General features: G+C 66.0%; 12 protein-coding genes and 1 pseudogene. 5 read left to right on the plus strand and 8 right to left on the minus strand.

Features of this window, described 5'->3' with window-relative positions; translation table 11 throughout:
- Window positions 1–73 precede the first annotated feature (73 nt).
- A complete protein-coding gene (gene ltrA, locus AC3FOF_RS31015; protein WP_276268756.1) occupies window positions 74–1471 on the minus strand; it encodes a group II intron reverse transcriptase/maturase in 1398 nt (465 codons plus the stop codon).
- A gap of 687 nt (window positions 1472–2158) precedes the next feature.
- Window positions 2159–4525, minus strand: a complete 2367-nt coding sequence (locus AC3FOF_RS31020; RefSeq protein ID WP_488728772.1) for a DNA polymerase II — start codon at window positions 4523–4525, stop codon at window positions 2159–2161.
- A gap of 329 nt (window positions 4526–4854) precedes the next feature.
- On the opposite strand from AC3FOF_RS31020, the gene AC3FOF_RS31025 reads away from it, so the two are divergent.
- Window positions 4855–5928 (plus strand): MBL fold metallo-hydrolase, encoded by a 1074-nt coding sequence (locus tag AC3FOF_RS31025; protein ID WP_276268893.1) that lies wholly within the window; start codon window positions 4855–4857, stop codon window positions 5926–5928.
- Window positions 5929–5949: 21 nt separating this feature from the next.
- On the opposite strand, the gene pdxR is transcribed toward AC3FOF_RS31025, so the two are convergent.
- Window positions 5950–7440, minus strand: coding sequence for a MocR-like pyridoxine biosynthesis transcription factor PdxR (pdxR, locus tag AC3FOF_RS31030; RefSeq protein WP_346430332.1), 1491 nt, complete (start codon window positions 7438–7440; stop codon window positions 5950–5952).
- A 122-nt stretch (window positions 7441–7562) separates the two neighbouring features.
- Between pdxR and AC3FOF_RS31035 the strand changes: the two genes are divergently transcribed.
- Window positions 7563–8837 (plus strand): 4-aminobutyrate--2-oxoglutarate transaminase, encoded by a 1275-nt coding sequence (locus tag AC3FOF_RS31035; protein WP_276268894.1) that lies wholly within the window; start codon window positions 7563–7565, stop codon window positions 8835–8837.
- 13 nt (window positions 8838–8850) lie between these two features.
- On the plus strand, window positions 8851–10305 hold the full coding sequence (locus AC3FOF_RS31040) for an NAD-dependent succinate-semialdehyde dehydrogenase (RefSeq protein WP_488728773.1): 1455 nt from the start codon (window positions 8851–8853) through the stop codon (window positions 10303–10305).
- Window positions 10306–10394: 89 nt separating this feature from the next.
- On the opposite strand, the gene AC3FOF_RS31045 is transcribed toward AC3FOF_RS31040, so the two are convergent.
- A complete protein-coding gene (locus AC3FOF_RS31045; protein WP_488728774.1) occupies window positions 10395–11441 on the minus strand; it encodes a 4-hydroxythreonine-4-phosphate dehydrogenase PdxA in 1047 nt (348 codons plus the stop codon).
- A gap of 298 nt (window positions 11442–11739) precedes the next feature.
- Here AC3FOF_RS31045 and AC3FOF_RS31050 point away from each other — a divergent pair.
- A pseudogene (locus tag AC3FOF_RS31050) lies at window positions 11740–12195 on the plus strand (LysR family transcriptional regulator); the annotation flags it as partial.
- On the opposite strand, the gene mdeB reads toward AC3FOF_RS31050, so the two are convergent.
- The 3 genes from mdeB to AC3FOF_RS31065 all read right to left on the minus strand — a co-directional run bounded on the left by mdeB (window position 12193) and on the right by AC3FOF_RS31065 (window position 17175).
- Window positions 12193–14886, minus strand: a complete 2694-nt coding sequence (gene mdeB / locus AC3FOF_RS31055; protein ID WP_276268897.1) for an alpha-ketoglutarate dehydrogenase — start codon at window positions 14884–14886, stop codon at window positions 12193–12195. The pseudogene AC3FOF_RS31050 and the gene mdeB sit on opposite strands and share 3 nt — an antisense overlap.
- 121 nt (window positions 14887–15007) lie before the next feature.
- Window positions 15008–15970: a Bug family tripartite tricarboxylate transporter substrate binding protein gene (locus tag AC3FOF_RS31060; protein WP_017227367.1), complete on the minus strand. Its 963-nt coding sequence runs from the start codon at window positions 15968–15970 to the stop codon at window positions 15008–15010.
- A 188-nt stretch (window positions 15971–16158) separates the two neighbouring features.
- The gene (locus AC3FOF_RS31065) at window positions 16159–17175 is read right to left on the minus strand and encodes a 1-aminocyclopropane-1-carboxylate deaminase (RefSeq protein WP_017227368.1); all 1017 of its coding nucleotides are present in this window, start codon (window positions 17173–17175) and stop codon (window positions 16159–16161) included.
- 204 nt (window positions 17176–17379) lie between these two features.
- On the opposite strand from AC3FOF_RS31065, the gene AC3FOF_RS31070 reads away from it, so the two are divergent.
- Window positions 17380–17889, plus strand: coding sequence for an Lrp/AsnC family transcriptional regulator (locus AC3FOF_RS31070; protein ID WP_017227369.1), 510 nt, complete (start codon window positions 17380–17382; stop codon window positions 17887–17889).
- Window positions 17890–17930: 41 nt separating this feature from the next.
- On the opposite strand, the gene AC3FOF_RS31075 is transcribed toward AC3FOF_RS31070, so the two are convergent.
- On the minus strand, window positions 17931–19343 hold the full coding sequence (locus tag AC3FOF_RS31075; protein ID WP_488728775.1) for a M20 family metallopeptidase: 1413 nt from the start codon (window positions 19341–19343) through the stop codon (window positions 17931–17933).
- Between the last annotated feature and the right edge of the window lie 46 nt (window positions 19344–19389).

The following is a 19389-nucleotide window of genomic DNA, read 5'->3' on the forward strand; positions in this document are numbered from 1 at the left end:
AAATCGAGTAGGGTGAGGGGTCACCCCCTCAGCCCTCTCACACCACCGTACGTGCGGTTCCGCATACGGCGGTTCACAAGCGAGACTGCAGGCGCTGCTGGGTATCAAGCAGCGAGACCAGCCCCATGGCGTCGAAGTAGCGCTTATGGAACGCGGTGTTCATATGACTAGCCCCCGCATTCCACCATGGCCCATGACCATTGCGGGCCGAATGCCACGCGCGATCCTTCGTTAATCCCTGCCGACGCAGCATCACAGTGCGGGTAGCACGTCTCTTGGCCTGCCTCCATAGCAAGCAGCGCAGCCGTCGTCGCACCCACCCGTCCAGCGTCTCCAACACCCCTTTCGCTTCCGTGTATTGGAAGTACCCGATCCACCCGCGCAGCACCGGATTCAGCACTGCAATCGTATGGGCCAGGCTCCCCCCTCGCCCCGGACGCACCAACTCCCGTACCCGGGCCGTTAGCCTGCTTAGGCTTTCCGCCGCGATACGAAGCCGCGGCTGACGCTGCCCTGTCAGGCTGTAACCCAGGAACTTGCGCGCCCAAGGTCGTGCACACGCGCTCTTGCCCTCATTGACCCGCAGCTTCAGCCGCTCCTCCAGGAATGCTGTCATGCCGGCCAACAACTGCTGCCCTGCCGTCTCGCTGCGCACATAGACATTGCAGTCGTCCGCGTAACGACAGAACGCGAGGCCCCGCTTCTCCAGCTCACGGTCCCAATCCGTCAGCAGGATATTCGACAGCAACGGCGACAGCGGCCCGCCTTGCGGCGTGCCTTGCCTCCTTGCCTCGACCATCCCACCACGCATCAGCCCCGCTTCCAGATACCGCCGGATCAGCTTGAGCACCCGGACCTCCTTCACTTGCCGCGCCACCCGCGACATCAGGATGTCGTGGTTGACCCGGTCGAAGAACTTCTCCAGGTCGATGTCCACCACCCAGCGCCGGCCTTCCCGCACATACCGCTGTGCCTGCAAGACCGCCTGCTGAGCGCTGCGCCCCGGCCTGAAGCCGTAGCTCGACTCGGAGAATCCCGGCTCAAAGATCGGTTGGAGAACTTGCAGCAGCGCCTGCTGGATCAGCCGGTCCACCACCGTCGGGATGCCCAGTGTCCTCACCCCGCCCGCAGGCTTGGGGATCTCCACCGCGCGCACCGCCTGCGGGATGTATTGGCCGGTCAACAGCGCCACCTTGACGCTCGGCCAGTGCACCTTCAGCCAGTCGCGCAACGCCGTCACCGCCAGGGCATCCACCCCGGCCGCGCCGCCGTTGCTGACCACCTTCCGGTACGCCAGCCACATGTTGCCCTTCTCGACCACCGCCTCCATCAGCGATGGCGCCCGCGCTTTCGTTTGCCCGACAGCCGCCGTGCCAGCCTCCGCACCCCCATCGGCCCCAGGCAGGTTCCGCCTGCCGTCCTCCGCTGTGGGCTGCACTCGTTCGTGCATTTGGGCTTCGTCGGTAAGCATCGAGGTCTGTCGTCCTAATCGCGCTCGTTCATGTTCGGCCCTTCAGCGCCAACCGCTCGCCTACTATGGCCTCTGCTGACTTCTGCACCGCCATCCCGACGCCTCTCGACGTCGGTAGCACCATGGCAGCGGTGCAGATCTCCCCGGGTATGACGCACTCACCTTCATGCTTATGCCTGTCGGATTTACGCCGCATCGTTCCGTGCAAGTATTGGGCTTCAGCAATTACGGCTACCTCACCCCAATACGGCGCCTCGTATCCGCTTCCTGTTCGTCAGGCCAGCGCTTTGCCTCGGGCTTCCTTCAGACCCCCAGTCGCCCGGGGAACCCTTGCCTCTGGCTAACACTTCCCCTTGCCGGGTGTGTAAGGGACTTGCACCCTCAAGTGAGTGCGCCCTGCCGGGCGCACCGTAAAAAAGCCCGCCCCACTTGCGTGGCGCGGGCCAAGTTTCCGTGTTCTGGAAACGGGTAGACAAGTCATGAAGAGCGCCCCCGCATCTCCATGACAGAACCCATCTTAGCCGTGCGCGCCGTCAGACCACTTGACCCATGTCAAAAGCCCTGCGAGCGGCGGCAGGTATTTATTCGCACGCATTGGATGCCTGGTTTCCGAGGCTTGCGCGGCGCACGAAGGCCAGGCCGGCAATGCCTGCGCGGCCGGTCTCGCGTCATCTCATTGCCTTATCTTTAAAACAAAGCCATCTGCCCCGTCACCAGCGTGGCGAAGTCCTCGTGCAGGAACGGCAGGATGGCTTCCGCCACCGGCTGCAGCTGGCGCGTCAGGTAGTGGTGATAGTCGATCGCCGATTGCCGGGTTTCCAGCGGCTCCGGACCGGCGACGGTCATGACATAGCTGATCCAGCCGCCGTTCTGGTATTGCAGGGGCCGGCCCTGCTGGCGGTTGAATTCATCGGCGGTGCGGGCCGCGCGGACGTGGGGCGGCACATTGCGCTGGTAGTCCTCCAGGTCGCGGCGCAGCCGCTTGCGGTACACCAATTGATCGTCGAACTCCCCCCGCATGGTGCGCTCGACATAGTCGCGCACATAGTCCCGGTATGGCTGCTGCCTGAAAATACGCTGGTAAAGCTCCTGCTGGAAATGCTGGGCCAGCGGCGTCCAGTCGGTGCGCACCGTTTCCAGTCCCTTGTAGACGATCTCGTCGCTGCCGTCGGCCCTGACGATCTGGCCTGCATAGCGCTTCTTGCTGCCCTGCTCGGCGCCGCGGATGGTGGGCATCAGGAAGCGCCGGTAATGCGTCTCGAATTGCAGCTCCAGCGCGCTCTCCAGGCCGAATTCCTGCCGCAGGCGCTGCCGCCACCATTGATTGACATGCTGGACCAGCGCGCGGCCGATGGCAGCAGCCTGTTCCTCCGTATGTGCGCGCTTCAGCCAGACAAAGGTGGAGTCGGTATCGCCGTAGATGACCGCATAGCCCTCGGCTTCGATCAGTTCGCGCGTCTGGCGCATGATGTCATGGCCGCGCATGGTGATCGACGACGCCAGGCGCGGATCGAAGAAGCGGCAGCCGCTCGATCCCAGCACGCCGTAGAACGCATTCATGATGATTTTCAGCGCCTGCGACAGCGGCTTGTTCTGCTGGCGCTTGGCCGCCTCCCGCCCCTGCCAGACCTGCTCGACGATGGCCGGCAGGCAATGCTTGCTGCGCGAGAAACGCGCGCCGCGGAAACCCGGCACCGAATCGCTGTCGCCCGGATGCAGCATCCCCTCCACCAGCCCGACCGGATCGATCAGGAAAGTGCGGATGATGGAGGGATACAGGCTCTTGTAGTCCAGCACCAGCACCGACTCGTACAGCCCGGGCCGGGAGTCCATCACGAAGCCGCCCGGACTAGCCTGCGCCGCCAGTTCGCCGACATTCGGCGCCACGTAGCCCTGGCGGTGCATCAGCGGCAGATAGAGGTGCGTGAAGGCGGCGACCGACCCGCCGCTGCGGTCCGCGGCAAGGCCGGTGACCGTCGCGCGCTCGAGCAGGAAGGTCAGCAGCTCGGTCCTGGCGAAGATCCGGGTCACCAGCTCGCAGTCCTTCAGGTTGTAGCGCGCCAGCGCCGGCTTGTCCTGCGCGAACATGCGGTCGATCTCCGCCATGCGCTGATAGGGGTTGTCGATCGATTTCCCCTCGCCCAGCAGGGTCTGCGCCACGTACTCCAGGCTGAAGGACGGAAAGGTCCAGGTCGCAGACTTCAGCGCCTCGATGCCGTCGATGATCAGGCGGCCGGCGGCGGAGGCAAAGAAATGGTTCTGCTGGAAGCCATGTTCGCGCCATTCCAGCACGCCGCCGCCACGGCCAAGCCGCAGCGGGACCTGGAACCGTTCCGCATGCTCCTGCAGCACGCGCAGATCGAACTGCACCAGGTTCCAGCCGATGATCGCATCGGGGTCGTGCCGGGCAATCCATTGATTCAGCCTCTCCAGCAGCAACTGGCGGCTGTCGCAGTACTCCAGCGCGAAGTCCAGCGCGGGCTCGTCCCCGTTCGCCGTGCCGAGCATATAGACCTGGCGCTGGCCGCAGCCTTCCAGCGCGATGGAGTACAACTCGCCGTGAGCGGTGGTTTCGATATCCAGCGACACCAGCTTCAACGGCGGGCGATAGGCCGGCGCCGGCTTCATCTGGCAGTTGAGCAGCGGGCCGTCGCCATTTGGCTCGCCGCTGAACCAGACCGGCGCGGTGATGAACCGCTCCATCAGGTAGCGTTCCGGGGGGCGGATATCGGCTTCATAGACATTGACGCCCCCTTCCCTCAACAGCTTCTCCAGCTTCATCAGCTGGCGGTGCTGCTGGCAATACAGGCCCAGCACGGGCCGCTGGTGGAAATCGCGCAGGGGCAAGGGGCGCAGTTCGAACTGGCGCTCGCCGCGCAACAGCAGCGCCGCCTGCTCGCTTTGCTCCGCCGGGATAAACGCCACGGAGGGTTGCGGCGCGAGGCGGATATGCCGGGGGCCGGCGTCGCTTGCCAGCCAGAATTCGATCTCCGTGCCCGCCGGCGTATCGCGCCAATGCCGGGTCAGAAGGAAACCCTGTTGAAGTTGAACCACGCTGCTGCCTTGGGAACCTGTTGCTCGTTGTCTGTCGCCTGTCGCTGGCGGCGTTGGGGTATTTTACGTTTGATTAGCCCCACATCGTCATCGCGGCCTCCCCCGCGCAGGATTCCGCGGAAGCCACCCCCTTCGCACGGAATGGCGCCGCGGGTGACTTCCGACAGACTTGATCCGGTTCGGACCATGGCCCCGCTTGCAACTTTGGTGTGCATCAAGGGCGAAGGCACCTTATGATCCTTAACCGGAGGATCGGCCTTTTCGCGATCCCAGGTGCTTAGCAGGCGGCAACAGGCGGTTAACGGTTAACGATTGACGGCGAACAAACAATGAACGACAAGACCCTCGTCCCCTCCCCCGACAACAAGCCCAATCTGGATTACCCATGCGGCGATCCACCCGCGCCGGGCCTGGCGCGCGAAATTACGCCCGGGGTACTGTGGCTGCGCATGCCGATGCCGCTTGGCCTGAACCACATCAACCTGTGGGCGGTGCGCGACGGCGACGGGTGGGCAGCATTCGATTCCGGCCTGCAGACCAGCGAGACCGCCGCGGCCTGGCGCGACCTCTTCGCCGAAGGCGGCGCGTTGGCGCAGGGCGGGCTGACGCGCCTGTTCGTCACCCATATGCACCCCGACCACGTCGGCATGGCCGGCTGGCTGACCCGCAAGTTCGGCTGCCGGCTGTGGATGACGCGGCTGGAATACCTGATGTGCCGGGTGCTGGCCGCCGACACCGGGCGCGAGGCGCCCGCCGACGGCGAGAGCTTCTACCGGCGGGCCGGCTGGACGGAAGAGGCCATCGAAGGCTACCGCGCCCGCTTCGGCGGATTTGGCAAGTTCGTGCATGCCCTGCCGGATAGTTTCCGCCGCCTGCGCGACGGCGAGTTCCTGACCATCGGCGCCCATCAATGGCGCGTGGTGGTCGGCAACGGGCATTCGCCGGAGCATGCCTGTTTCTACAGCCCCGAGTTGAAACTGCTGATCTCGGGCGACCAGGTCCTGCCCCGGATCTCGTCCAATGTCTCCGTCTTCCCGACCGAGCCGGATGCCGATCCCATGGCCGACTGGCTGGCCTCCCTGGGCAAGCTGCGGCGGGAGATCCCCGACGATGTGCTGGTGCTGCCGTCGCATAACGAGCCGTTCCGCGGCCTGCATGCGCGGCTCGAGCACCTGATGCGCAGCCAGCACCAGGCGCTCGACCGCCTGCGCGGCGCACTCGCCGAACCCAGGCGCGCGGTGGATGTGTTCCCGCAACTGTTCTCCCGCCCGATCGGCTCGGAACCCAACCTGCTGGGCATGGCCACCGGCGAAAGCGTGGCGCACCTGAACTACCTGCTGCACCGTGGCGAAGCCGTCATGAAAACCGGCGACGACGGCTGCGCGTGGTACCGCATGCGGTAGACGCCGGCGGCCGGCCGGGCATCACGCCCTCAGGCAGCCAAGCAGGGTCTCGAACGCGGGCCCGATCCGCTCCTCCGGCACGCATGCATAGCCCAGCAGCAAGCCGCGCTGCACGGCGCTGCCGAGAAAATAGCGCGACAGCGGCCTGACCAGGATGCCCCGCCGGCCGGCTTCGTTCGCGATGCCGACGTCGTCCGCGTCGTCGGGCAGGCGCAGCACCAGGTGCAGGCCGGCATTGCTGCCATAGGCATGCAGCGCCCCGGCGCCAAGGTAGCGTTCGATCAGGCTCGCCAGGATGGCGCGGCGGCGGCCGTACAGCAGCCGCATGCGGCGGATGTGGGCGGCATAGTCGCCGGCCCGCATGAACTCGGACACCGTGGCCTGCGTCATCAGGTGCCCGGCCCGGTACAGCTCGGAATGCGCGGTCTGGAAGGCGCTTGCCAGGCTGCGCGGCAGGACCATGTATCCCATGCGCAGCCCGGGGAACAAGGTCTTGCTGAAGGTGCCGATGTAGATCACCGGCGCATCCGGCTCCATGCCTTGCAATGAAGGGATGGGCTGCCCGGAGAAGCGGAATTCGCTGTCGTAGTCGTCTTCCACGATCCAGCTGCCGCGGCGCCTGGCGAACTCCAGCAAGGCGCGCCGGCGCGTCAGGCTCATCACCGCGCCGAGCGGATACTGGTGCGACGGCGTGACGAAGATAAAGCGCGGCGCCGGCCCTGCCGCGCCGCTGCCTTGCGCAGGCAAGGCCAGGCCCTCGTCATCCACCGGCATCGGCACCATGCCGATGCCGCTCACCTGCAGCAGGCTGCGGATACCCCAGTAGCTCGGCTCCTCCACCCACGCCTGCTCGCCCGACATGCCGAGCAGGCGGACCACCAGGTCGATGGCCTGGTGGATGCCTTCGGTGATCAGGACCTGGGAGGCATCGCAGCGCACCGAGCGCGCCACCCGCAGGTGGGTCGCCACGGCCTCGCGCAAGGCGGGCAAGCCGCCGCCGTGGCAATAGCTGAGCCACTCGGGTGGCGGCTGCTGCCACAGGCGCGCCGCGATCTGGGCATAGCGCCGGTGTGGAAAGCGCGTCACGTCGGGCACCCCCGGCATAAACGCACCCCATTGCGACGGGGAAGCCGACGCATTGGCCAGCAGTTCCAGGCCGCGGGGAGACAAGCCCGGCATGGGCTGCGCCTGGACCGCATCGGCCTCGGCCGATACGGCATTGAGGTAGGCCTCCGGCGCGGTCGCCGCGACGAAGGTACCGCTGCCGGTGCGGGCATGGACATAGCCCTCGGCCAGCAACTGCTCATAGGCGAACATCACGGTATTGCGCGATAGCCCAAGCTCGGCGGCCAGGTCGCGCGACGGCGGCAAGCGCGTCGCCGGACCGAGGCTGCCGTCGAGAATCGCCCCCCGAATGCACTCGTAGAGGCTACGGTTCAGCGGCCTGGCGAGGGCCTTGGGGCCTTCGGGGCCAAGACGCTGAAGTAGCAGGTCGCCACAGATGGATCTCAATTGGCACCATCGGATTTGTCAATGCGGTACTGGATTGTAGTGCCAAAGGAGGTTGAAATGCACCCTGCGTCGCCGTGTCACCGGCCGGCGACTCCCGCTACAGCCAGCCCCATGGAGACCTGATGAAGAACCTTGAACTGAACCAGCGCCGCGCCCTTGCCACCCCGCGTGGGGTCGGCGTGATGTGCGATTTCTATGCGGACCGCGCCGAGAACGCCACGCTCTGGGACGTGGAAGGCCGCGAATACACCGACTTCGCCTGCGGTATCGCCGTGCTCAATACGGGGCACCGCCATCCGCGCGTGATGCAGGCCATTGCGGCGCAACTCGAGCGCTTCACCCATACCGCGTACCAGGTCGTGCCGTACGAGAGCTACGTCTCGCTGGCCGAACGCATCAACGCCCTGGTGCCGATCGACGGGCTCAAGAAGACCGCGATGTTCACGACCGGCGCGGAAGCGGTCGAAAACGCGGTGAAGATCGCCAGGGCATACACCGGCCGGGCCGGCGTCATCGCCTTCTCCGGCGGCTTCCATGGCCGCACCCTGCTCGGCATGGCGCTGACCGGCAAGGTCGTCCCCTACAAGGTCGGCTTCGGCCCGTTCCCGGGCGATGTCTACCACGCCCCGTTCCCCTGCGAGCTGCACGGAGTGAGCGTCGGGCAATCGATCCACGCGCTGGAATCCTTGTTCAAGGCGGATGTGGACCCGCAACGCGTGGCGGCCATCATCATCGAGCCGGTCCAGGGCGAAGGCGGCTTCCATCCGGCACCGGTGGCGTTCATGCAGCAGCTGCGCGCGCTCTGCGACCGCCACGGCATCCTGCTGATCGCCGACGAAGTGCAGACCGGCTTCGGCCGCACCGGCGAACTGTTCGCCATGTCGCACTACCCGGTGCAACCCGACCTCGTCACCATGGCCAAGAGCCTCGCGGGCGGCATGCCGCTGTCGGCGGTCTGTGGCCGTGCCGACGTCATGGACGCGGCGCTGCCCGGCGGCCTGGGCGGCACCTATGCAGGCAACCCGCTGGCGGTGGCCGCCGCCCACGCGGTGATCGACGCCATTGCCGAGGAGCGCCTGTGCGAGCGCGCCACCACGCTTGGCAACCAGCTGAAGGCCGCCCTGCATGAGGCCCGCCCGCACTGTCCGGCCATTGCCGACATCCGCGGGCTCGGCTCCATGATCGCCGCGGAATTCCACGATCCCGCGACCGGCCAGCCGGCCCCGGAGTTCGCCAAGCAGGTGCAGCAGCGCGCCATGGCGGCCGGGCTGATTCTGCTGACCTGCGGCACGTACGGCAATGTGATCCGCTTCCTCTATCCGCTCACCATCCCGCAGGCGCAGTTCGATGCCGCGCTGGGCACGCTGTCGCAGGCGCTGGCAGGACTGACCCAGTAAGAGACAGACCATCATGCAATTGCAAAGACCCAAACTGCTGCGCGACACCTGCCTGATCGATGGCGAATGGACGCACGCCGCCGATGGCGAAGTGCTGGCCGTGCGCAATCCCGCCACGCAGGACCTCATCGGTACCGTTCCCAAGGCGGGCGCCACCGAGACCCGGCAAGCCGTGGATGCCGCCGCGCGCGCGCTGCCGGCCTGGCAAGCCCTGACCGGCAAGGCCCGCGCGGCCGTGCTGCGCCGCTGGGCCGACCTGATGCTGGCCCACCAGGAAGACCTGGCGCGGTTGATGACCGCCGAACAGGGCAAGCCGCTGGCCGAAGCGCGCGGCGAGGTGGCCTACGCCGCCTCCTTCCTCGAGTGGTTCGGCGAGGAGGCAAAGCGGGTGGACGGCGAGGTCCTGTCCAGCCCGCGCGCCAGCCAGAAGCTGCTGGTGCTGCGCCAGCCTGTCGGCGTCTGCGCGGCGATCACGCCGTGGAACTTCCCGGCCGCGATGATCACGCGCAAGGCCGGCCCGGCGCTGGCGGCGGGCTGCACCATGATCCTGAAACCGGCCGAACAGACGCCGCTGACCGCGCTGGCACTGGCCGTCCTTGCCGAAGAAGCGGGCGTGCCGCGCGGGGTGCTGCAGGTGGTGACCGGCGACCCGGTCCAGATCGGCGGCGTGCTGTGCGCCAGCCCGGTGGTGCGCAAGCTCAGCTTCACCGGCTCGACCGAGATCGGCAAGCTGCTGATGGCGCAATGCGCGGGCACGGTCAAGAAGCTCTCGCTCGAACTCGGCGGCAATGCGCCCCTGATCGTATTCGACGATGCCGACCTGGACCGCGCGGTGGAAGGCATCCTGGCCTCCAAGTTCCGCAACAGCGGCCAGACCTGTGTCTGCGCGAACCGCATCTACGTGCACGACGCGGTGTACGACGAAGTCGCAAAGAGGCTGGTGCGCGCGGTGGGCGAGTTGCGCCCCGGCCATGGCGTGGATAGCGGCGTGACGCAAGGTCCGCTGATCGATGCCGACGCGGTCGCCAAGGTGGAAAGCCACATCGCGGATGCGCTCGGCCAGGGAGGACGCGTGCTGGTCGGCGGCAAGCGCCACGCACTGGGCGGCACCTTCTTCGAGCCCACGGTACTGGCCGACGCCACCGCCGCGATGCGGGTGGCGCGCGAGGAAACCTTCGGCCCACTGGCGCCCCTGTTCCGCTTCAAGGACGACGACGAAGTCATCGCCATGGCCAACGACACCGAATTCGGTCTCGCTGCCTATTTCTTCTCGCGCAATCTGGCGAGGGTGTGGCGCGTGGCCGAAGCCCTGGAGTACGGCATGGTGGGCATCAACACCGGCATGATCTCGAATGAGGTGGCACCGTTCGGCGGCGTCAAGCAATCCGGCCTCGGCCGCGAAGGCTCGCGCCATGGCATCGACGAATACCTCGAGATGAAGTATCTCTGCCTGGAGCTTGACCAGTAAGCGTGGGAAAGGCGGGCCGCTGCCAGGACAGGTCCCCGCCGTGATCCCCGGCCCGGCTGGCCGCGCGATCGCCGGGACATGGAACGGGTTCAGGCAGGCATTCCCACCGATCGGTTGCGGGCCGCGCCCATGCGGCAGGCGATCTGGAACGCCTGCCAGGTTGCCTCCACATTGGCCTTGCCCTGGCCCGCGATGTCGTAGGCCGTGCCGTGGGCCGGCGTGGTGATGGGAATCGGCAGCCCGCCCTGCACCGTCACGCCACGCGAGAAGCCCATCAGCTTGATCGCGATCTGGCCCTGGTCGTGGTACATGGTGACGATGGCCTGGTACTCGCCCGCCCGCGCCTTCAGGAAGATGGTGTCCGCCGGGAAAGGGCCGTGGAACGGCTTGTCGGTCGGCCAGGCGCGGGACTGCAGGGCGCGCACCGCCGGCTCGATGATGTCGATCTCCTCGCGGCCGCAGACGCCGCCATCGCCGCCATGCGGGTTGAAGGCCGCCACCGCCACCTTCGGCGTGGCTACGCCGTTGGCGAGCAGCGCGCGATAGATCAGCTCCGCCGCCTGCTCGATGCGCGCCACGCTGAGATGGCTGGCGACGTCCTTGAGCGGCACGTGGGACGAGATGCGCGACGTCCACAGGTCGCCGAGCGTATTGAACTCGCAGAAGTAGCCGGTCACGCCCAGGTGCTCGGCGAAATGGTGCAACTCGTCCTCATGGCGCAGGCCCCCCAGCTTCATGGCCTGCTTGTTGAGCGGCGCGAAGCAGATCGCGTCGATGGCGCCGGCCAGCGTCGCGTCCATGCACTGGTCCAGCACCTGCAGCACCGAACGCCCGCCCGGCGCCTCGGCCCGGCTGCGGTGCACATCGGCGGCCGCGATGCTGTCCACCGCGAGGAAGGCTGGCCGCGCGGTGCCGGCCCTGCCCCGCACCTCGGCCAGCGTTGCCACTTCGTCCGTCGCCACGTCGGTACCGGCGATGCGTTGGCCGTCCTGCCACAGCCAGCGGTCGCCGACCAGCACGATGTTGGCGATGGCCGCCGCTTCCGGCCTGGCCAGCAGCCTGGCGATCAGTTCGGCGCCGATGCCGGCGGGATCGCCCAGCGTGACCGCGACCACGGGTTTTGTCGAAGGGATCATGGTGTCAGTGCAGTTTGACGTGGTTCATGCGGAAGAGGTTGCCGCCCCGGGGACAGCCATCCGCTGGGGATGCTGCCGGGGCAGGGGTCACGGGCAGGAAGCCATCGTGGCGGCCCTCGTGGCCGGGCGTTGGCAGGCTGGGCGCGATCGCACGCGCGGTCGAGCCATCAGTGCTTTCATCAATGTCTCCAGTTTCTATTTATTGGTTTGGAAGCTGCGCCGGTTGAACGCATAGTACCCACGCGATTGATCACAGTATATTGAAAGAACTTGATAGATCGATAACCAGGAGTAATCAATGGGTTCCATCGACAAGCAAGACTCGACACCGCAACTGCTCAACCGGCTGCGCATGCGCCAGATTGCGCTGATGCTTGCCATCGAGGAGCGCAAGACCCTCAGAGCCGCCGCCGGCCAGCTTGGGCTCACGCAGCCCGCCGCGACCAAGATGCTCCACGAACTCGAAGACTCGCTCGGGCAGCCCCTGTTCGAGCGGGTGGGCCGGGGCCTGCAGCTCAATCCCGCGGGCGAGCGCGTGATGGGGTACTTCCGCGGCATGCGGGGCAGCATGGAAGCGCTCAACCGCGACCTCGGCGAACTGCGCCTCGGCAGCGCCGGCCGGTTCGCGGTGGGCAGCATCATGGCGGCGTCCCCGGGCCGGCTGACCGAGGCGCTGGTGGGGCTCAAGGCGCTGTTCCCGCTGCTGTCGATCGAGATCGCGGTGGACACCAGCGACCGCCTGCTGGCGCAGTTATATCGAAGCCAGCGATATCACTTCAGCCAGGTGCCTGCGCTCGCTAGCGGTTTCGTCCGCGAGTATCTCCCCGACCGCCCTCAGGCTTGCCTGGACGATGGCCGCGGCGTCGACTTCGAAATAGCGGCGCAGCGCCGCCCGCGAATCGCTTCGCCCGAAGCCGTCGGTACCCAGCGTCACATAGCGGCGCCCCGGCGGCACAAAGGCACGGACCATTTCCGGCAGCGCCCGGACATAGTCGGAGGCCGCGACAATCGGTCCGCTGCTCGCCTTGAGTTGCTGCCCGAACCAGCTGTCGTTGGCCGGAATGGCGCCATGGCGCCATAAGCGCTCGCGTTCCGCCCCTTCGCGCGCCAGCTCGATGTAGCTGGTCACGCTCCAGACATCGGCGGCAATACCGTGCGCCTGCTCGAGCTGCTGCGCGGCCTTCAGCACTTCACCCAGGATCGCCCCGCTGCCGAACAACTGCACACGGTGAGCCAATGCGGCGCCACGCCGCAGCAGGTACATACCCCGCACCACGCCCTCGTGGGCAGCGGCCGGCAGGCTCGGATTCTCGACAAGTTCATTGGTGACGGTAACGTAGTAGAACTCATCCGCCTGTTCGCTGACCATGCGGCGCATGCCGTGGTCGACGATGACGGCCAGTTCCCCGGCGAACGCCGGATCATAGGCGCGGCAGTTCGGAATGGTCGACGCCGCCAGATGGCTCGTACCGTCCTGGTGCTGCAGGCCCTCGCCGCCAAGCGTGGTGCGCCCGGAGGTGGCGCCGATCAGGAACCCGCGTGCCCGCTGGTCGGCGGCGGCCCAGATCAGGTCGCCGACACGCTGGAAGCCGAACATGCTGTAGTAGATATAGAACGGCAGCATGGTGAGGCCGTGCGTCGAATAGCTGGTGGCCGCCGCGGTCCACGACGACAACGCGCCGGCTTCCGTAATGCCCTCCTCCAGGATCTGCCCATCCTTGACTTCCCGATACGACAGCATGGACGCCGAATCCTCCGGCTGGTAGAGCTGGCCGAACGGCGCGTAGATGCCGACCTGGCGGAACAGGTTGGCCATGCCGAAGGTGCGCGCCTCGTCGGCGACGATCGGGACGATCCGCGGACCCAGCACCGGGTCCTTGAGCAAGGCGCCCAGGTATCGCACCAGGGCCATGGTGGAACTCATCGCCTTGCCGTTGGCGTGCAAGGCGAATGCGGCGGTGGCATCCAGCCCCGGTACCGGCAGCGCCTCGGCAGCTGGATTGCGTTCAGGGAGATATCCGCCGAGGGCAGCACGCCTGGCATGGAGATAGCGGATCTCGGGGCTGTCCTGCGCTGGCCGGTAGAACGCGGCCTGTGCAACCTGTTCGTCGGAGAGCGGCAACTGGAACCGGTCCCGGAACGCCAGCAGATCGTCCTGGCCGAGCTTCTTTTGCTGGTGCGTGGTCATCCGGCCCTGTGCGATGGCGCCCATGCCATAGCCTTTCATGGTCTTGGCCAGCACCACGGAGGGCCGCCCGTTGCGCTTCGCTGCTTCGGCGAATGCCGCGTGTATCTTCGCCGGGTCGTGGCCGCCCCGGCGCAGGCGGTCGATCTCATCGTTGGAGAGATGCTCCACCAGCTCCCGCAACGCTGGCGTCTTGCTGAAGAAATGATCGCGATTGAACGCGCCATCGTTGGCCGAGAGCGTCTGGAACTCGCCATCCACGGTCTGCGCGAACGCGCGGCTGATCGCATGGCCATGATCGCGCGCCAGCAGCGCATCCCACTCCGACCCCCACAGGCACTTGACGACGTTCCATCCCGCCCCTGCGAACAAGGCCTCGAGCTCATCGACAATGCGCCCATTGCCGCGCACCGGCCCATCCAGCCGCTGGAGATTGCAATTGATGACGAAGGTGCAGTTGTCCAGCCCTTCCCGGGCGGCCAGCGTCAGTGCCGCGACCGACTCCGGCTCGTCCATCTCGCCATCGCCAAAGAAGCCCCAGACCCGGCGCTCGCCGGTCTGCTGCAACCCCCGGTTTTCCAGGTAGCGCATGAAGCGCGCCTGGTAGATGGCGTTCAGCGGGCCGATGCCCATCGACCCGGTCGGAAACTGCCAGAAATCCGGCATCAGGTAGGGATGGGGATAGGAACTCAGGCCGCGCACGCCATGGCCTTCGGCAACGATCTCCTGCCGGTAGTGGCAAAGCGAGGCCTCGTCCAGCCGGCCCTCCAGGAAAGCGCGCGCGTAGACACCGGGTGCCGAGTGCGGCTGGAAGAAGACGAGATCTCCACCTTGCGCAGCACCACGGCCACGGAAGAAATGCTGGTAGCCGACCTCGAACAGGTCGGCCGCGGAGGCATAGCTTGCGATGTGGCCGCCGAGTTCGCCGTGCGTCCGGTTTGCCCGCACGACCATGGCGAGTGCGTTCCAGCGCAGGATCGCCGACAGGCGCTGTTCGATCGCCATATCGCCGGGATAGTGCGGCTGCGCCTCGACCGGCACGGTGTTCAGGTATGGCGTTACCTGCGCGGGGCGCCACTGCAGCCGGCGCTTCCCCGCATGCGCCAGCAGCGCGTCCAGGATGGCGCAGGCGCGCTCCTTGCCCTGCTCCGGCCCCCAGGCAGACAACACGCCGTCGAGCGCGTCGCGCCATTCCTGAAGCTCCTCGGGATCTGCTTGATCGGTCGCAATGGTGGAACCGAAGCGGTCACGCGTTTCCATCTCTGTTGCACTCCGCTGGATTGACTGCCGCCCGCAATTGCCGGGGCTCGATGTTGCACTTGCTTGCGCCGTTTCCCGGCAAGACCTGACTGGCGCCGGCAGGCGCCGGCAAATGCCCGGCTCAATTTGCCTGGATACCGGCCTTTTGGGCGATGGCGCGCATCTGCGGCAGGTCCTTCTCGATCATGGCGCTAACCTGGTCCGGCGCCGCGTAGGAGGGCTCCAGCGCGTTGGCCATCAGTTGTTTCCGGATATCCGGGTCTTTCATGGTTTGCGCCAGTGCTTTCTCCAGACGTGCCTTGACGTCAGGAGACAGGCCGCGCGGCGCCACGATCGCGACCCACGAATCGGCATCGAAGCCCGGGAAGCCAGACTCCGCAACAGTTGGAACATCCGGCAGCGACGTTGCGCGCCTGGCGCCGGTCACCGCGATCGCTTTGAGTTTGCCGCTCCTGATATGCGGCAGGGATGCCGCAATGGTGTCGACCGAGAAGGGAATCTGCCCGCCAATCAGGTCGGCAATCGCCGGCGCGCTGCCTTTGTAGGGTATGTGCTGCAACTTCATCCCGGTGGCGGCGAGGATCATCTCTCCAGCAAAATGCCCCGTCGTGCCATTGCCGAACGAGCCATAGGCGTATTTTCCCGGCTCGGCCTTTACCACCGACATCATCTGCTTCAGGTTGCCCACGGGGACATCGCGATTGGCCAGCAAGATCAGCGGTACGCGCGCCACCAGGCCGACCGGTTCAAAGCTCTTGACCGGGTCGTATGGCAGGTTGGCATTGATGGCCGGATTGACTGTGAAGGTCGATCCTGAACTGATGAACAGGGTGTAGCCGTCAGGCGCTGCCTTTGCCACGTAGCTGGCGCCAACGATCGTGCCAGCGCCCGCGCGGTTCTCGATGACCACGGCCTGCCCGAGACTCTCGCCCAGCTTCTTGCCGACCATCCGTCCGATGATGTCTACCGCGCCACCCGCCGGGAACGGTACTACCAGCATCACAGGCTTGGCGGGATAGCCCTGGGCGTGCGCAGTCGTTGCGCACACGGCCAATCCCGGCAACGAGAGCACATTGATCGCCATGGCGACGCTGCGTAGAGTCGTTTTCATCAGTTTCTACTCCTTTGATCTGGCGATGGAAAAAAAGCAGCCAACTGCGTTTAGCACTGTCTTGTGGCGTCTCTTTTCAGCCCGCAACGCCCGAGCGCCGTCACCGCCGGGCGGATGCCCGTCGCTCCGGCCTTCCTCGGGCAATCAGGCAGGCTGGCGGATCAGCCGTTCCGGAACAGGAAGCTGTAGGCGTTCAGTGCCGGGGCACCGCCCAGGTGCGCGTAGAGCACCCTGGAGCCTGCCGGGAATTCGCCTCGGCGGACGAGATCGATCATGCCCTGCATCGATTTGCCCTCGTAGACGGGGTCGGTCATCATGCCCTCGAGCTTGGCGCTCAGGCGGATGGCTTCAAGCGTCTCCTCGGAAGGCAAGCCGTACTCCGGCCCACCGTAGCGGGTGTCGAGAACAACGTCTTCCTCCGTGATCTCGCGGCCGAGGTCGACGAGATGCGCGGTGTTTCTGGCGATGCGCAGGATCTGCGCGCGGGTCTGCTCCGGCTTGGCGGATGCATCAATGCCGATCACGCGGTTTGCGCGACCGTCGGCGGCGAAGCCGACCACCATGCCGGCCTGCGTGCTGCCGGTCACCGAGCAGACCACGACGTAGTCGAACTTGAAGCCGAGTTCGGCCTCCTGTGCCCGCACTTCCTCCGCGAAGCCCACGAAGCCGAGGCCACCGAGCGGATGCTCCGAGCACCCGGCCGGGATCGGGTACGGCTTGCCGCCCGCCTGGCGTACGCTCTCCATCGCCTCTTCCCAACTCTTGCGGATCCCGATATCAAAACCATCGCTGACCAGGCGCACATCGGCGCCCATCATGCGGGACATCTGGATGTTGCCAACACGGTCATATACCGCGTCCGAGTAGTTCACCCAGTTTTCCTGCACCAGCACGCACTTCAGCCCGAGATGCGCCGCCACGGCGGCGACCTGGCGCGTCTGGTTTGACTGGATGCCGCCGATGGAGACCAGCGTGTCGCACCCCTGGGCCAGCGCATCTGGAACGATGTATTCGAGCTTGCGGGTCTTGTTGCCGCCGAATGCCAGGCCGCTGTTGCAGTCCTCGCGTTTTGCATAGAGTTCAACCTTGCCGCCGAGATGCGCGCTCAGTCGCTTCAGAGGCTGGATGGGCGTGGGCCCGAACGTCAGTTGGTGGCGGGGGAAGCGATTCAGATTCATGCTGGCAACTCCTGGTTTGAGGGCGGGTATCCAGGCATCAAGACTGGCGAAGAACACAGGCATGTGAACGACCTTTCATTGATGCTTCGATGGCCTCCATCCTAGGAAAAAACACACGAAACGTGGTTGCAAATATTGATTGATCTATGCACTATTAGAAAAATAAACATTAGATATCGACATGTTAATTTTTCATAAATCATCATGGACGAAATAAAAATTCGCACCAAATCCGAGCAACCCGCGCCCCTTTCCGAGACATTGGATCGCACCGACAAGGCGATCCTTCGCGCACTTCAGCGCGACGCGTCCATCTCGAATGTGGCGCTGGCGGCAAAGGTGAGCCTGAGCCCGCCGGCCTGTCTCCGGCGTGTCGAGCGGCTGAAGGAAATGGGCCTGATTCGCGGCATCGTGGCGCTGCTCAATCCCGCCGCGCTCGACGCGGGCATGCTGGTGATGATCGGCGTGGTGCTGGACAGGTCCACGCCCGAATCCTTCTCCGAGTTCGAGAAGGCCGCCCAGAAGGTCTCCGGATGCATGGAATGTCATGTGGTGACCGGCGAGTTCGACTACTTCATGATGCTGCGGACCAAGGACAGCGAGAGCTTCAATCGCCTTCATGCCGAGCAGCTTCTGTATCTGCCGGGCGTCCGGCAGATACGCTCGTTCATGGTGCTCAAGCAGGTGCTATCGACGACGCAGATTCCGATCTGAAGCGCCACAAGCACATGCGCCGGCGCCGGGGCGCCGTGCATTCATGCGCCTGGTGGCCGCGTCCTGGCGACGGCGGCGCCGCCCTCGGCCAGATCCCAGAACACGCCAGCCATGATCTGCAGCGCCTGCCTGGCCACACTGCCCAGCAGGTGCTCGTCGGGCGCATGCTGGCTGCACGCCGGATAGGAATGCGGGAACCAGAGGGTGGGCAGGCCCAGCACGTCCGCAAAGACATCGTTGGGCAGCGACCCGCCAAAGTTCGGCAGCAGTACCGGCTGCTCGCCTGTGGTGCGGAGCACCGACTCCCGGGCCCACCGCACCCACGCATCGTCCGGATTCAGCCGGGTTGCCTGCATCGGCTCGCCGTCGGGCTGGACCGACACGTCCTGAAAGCCATGCGCATCCAGGTGCTGCCGAAGGTGGCGCATGAAATTGCCGCTGTCGCTGCCCACCACAAAGCGGATCTGGCATAACGCAAACGCCTGGCCGGGAATCGCCCCGACCGGTGCGTCGGGATTGCCGGTCTTGAAGGCGAGCACTTCGAATGTGTTCCAACCGTACACACGTTCGGCAGGCGATAAGCCCGGCTCTCCCCAGTCGGGATCGATCCGGGGATCGGTGGGGCCGCCGCCGACCGCAATGGTCATGAGCGCCGCACGGACGTTCGCCGGCAAGCTCTCCGGCAACAATCCCCTTACCAGTACCCTGCCCCTGGCATCCACCACGCTGGCGATCGCATGCGCCAGCCGCGTGCCGGCGTTGCTCAACAGTCCGCCCCAGTTGCCGGAATGGTGTGCGCCTTCGCGCAGATTGACGGCCAGCCTGAAGTTGCAGAATCCCCGCGAGCCCAGGAAGATGGTCGGCCGCCCGGCCGCCACGCGAGGTCCATCCGATGCGATGAACACGTCCGCTGCCAGCTCGCCGGCGTACGTGGCGCACACATCCCGCAGGCCTGGCGAACCGGTCTCTTCCCCCATCTCGAGAATCATCTTGACGTTGTAGCCCAGCCTGCCCTTGCGCAGCGTCAACACCTGCGTCAGCGCAGCCAGGTTGATGGTGTGCTGGCCCTTGTTGTCGGCGGTGCCGCGGCCATACCAACGGTCTCCGTCGAGCGAAACCTCCCAGGGGCCAAGGCCCTCGCGCCACTGCGCATCCTGGCCGCGCACCACGTCGCCGTGCCCGTACGTCAGCACGGTGAACGCGGCATCGGGTTCCAGCCGCTGCGCCAGCATGAACGGTCCGCCGCTGGCGATCGGGTTGTCGACGAGCTTCCAGCTAAATCCCAGGGCGTCCAGCTGCGGCCCGATGGCATCGGTCAGGTAGGCCTCCAGGATGGCCGCGCTGGCGGGGTTCTGGCTTTCGGTGCGCATCGCCACGCGTTGCCGGAGCACCTGCTCGAAGCTGCCGTCATCGAAGTAGCGGGCCGCGAGTTCGAGGGCTTGTGAGCGGCTCATGTCTCTTCTTCCTAGTCTGTTTCGTGAAATCCATGGGCGTGCGCGC

Source organism: Cupriavidus sp. 96C5-1, assembly GCF_057798855.1.

Bases quoted from the DNA above. Each gene is read 5' to 3' on its own strand.
- AC3FOF_RS31075 (WP_488728775.1), bottom strand. From the start codon at position 19,343: ATGAGCCGCTCACAAGCCCTCGAACTCGCGGCCCGCTACTTCGATGAC.
- AC3FOF_RS31070 (WP_017227369.1), top strand. From the start codon at position 17,380: ATGGACGAAATAAAAATTCGCACCAAATCCGAGCAACCCGCGCCCCTT.
- AC3FOF_RS31025 (WP_276268893.1), top strand. From the start codon at position 4,855: ATGAACGACAAGACCCTCGTCCCCTCCCCCGACAACAAGCCCAATCTG.
- AC3FOF_RS31040 (WP_488728773.1), top strand. From the start codon at position 8,851: ATGCAATTGCAAAGACCCAAACTGCTGCGCGACACCTGCCTGATCGAT.
- AC3FOF_RS31060 (WP_017227367.1), bottom strand. From the start codon at position 15,970: ATGGCGATCAATGTGCTCTCGTTGCCGGGATTGGCCGTGTGCGCAACG.
- AC3FOF_RS31045 (WP_488728774.1), bottom strand. From the start codon at position 11,441: ATGATCCCTTCGACAAAACCCGTGGTCGCGGTCACGCTGGGCGATCCC.
- mdeB (WP_276268897.1), bottom strand. From the start codon at position 14,886: ATGGAAACGCGTGACCGCTTCGGTTCCACCATTGCGACCGATCAAGCA.
- AC3FOF_RS31035 (WP_276268894.1), top strand. From the start codon at position 7,563: ATGAAGAACCTTGAACTGAACCAGCGCCGCGCCCTTGCCACCCCGCGT.
- ltrA (WP_276268756.1), bottom strand. From the start codon at position 1,471: ATGCTTACCGACGAAGCCCAAATGCACGAACGAGTGCAGCCCACAGCG.
- AC3FOF_RS31065 (WP_017227368.1), bottom strand. From the start codon at position 17,175: ATGAATCTGAATCGCTTCCCCCGCCACCAACTGACGTTCGGGCCCACG.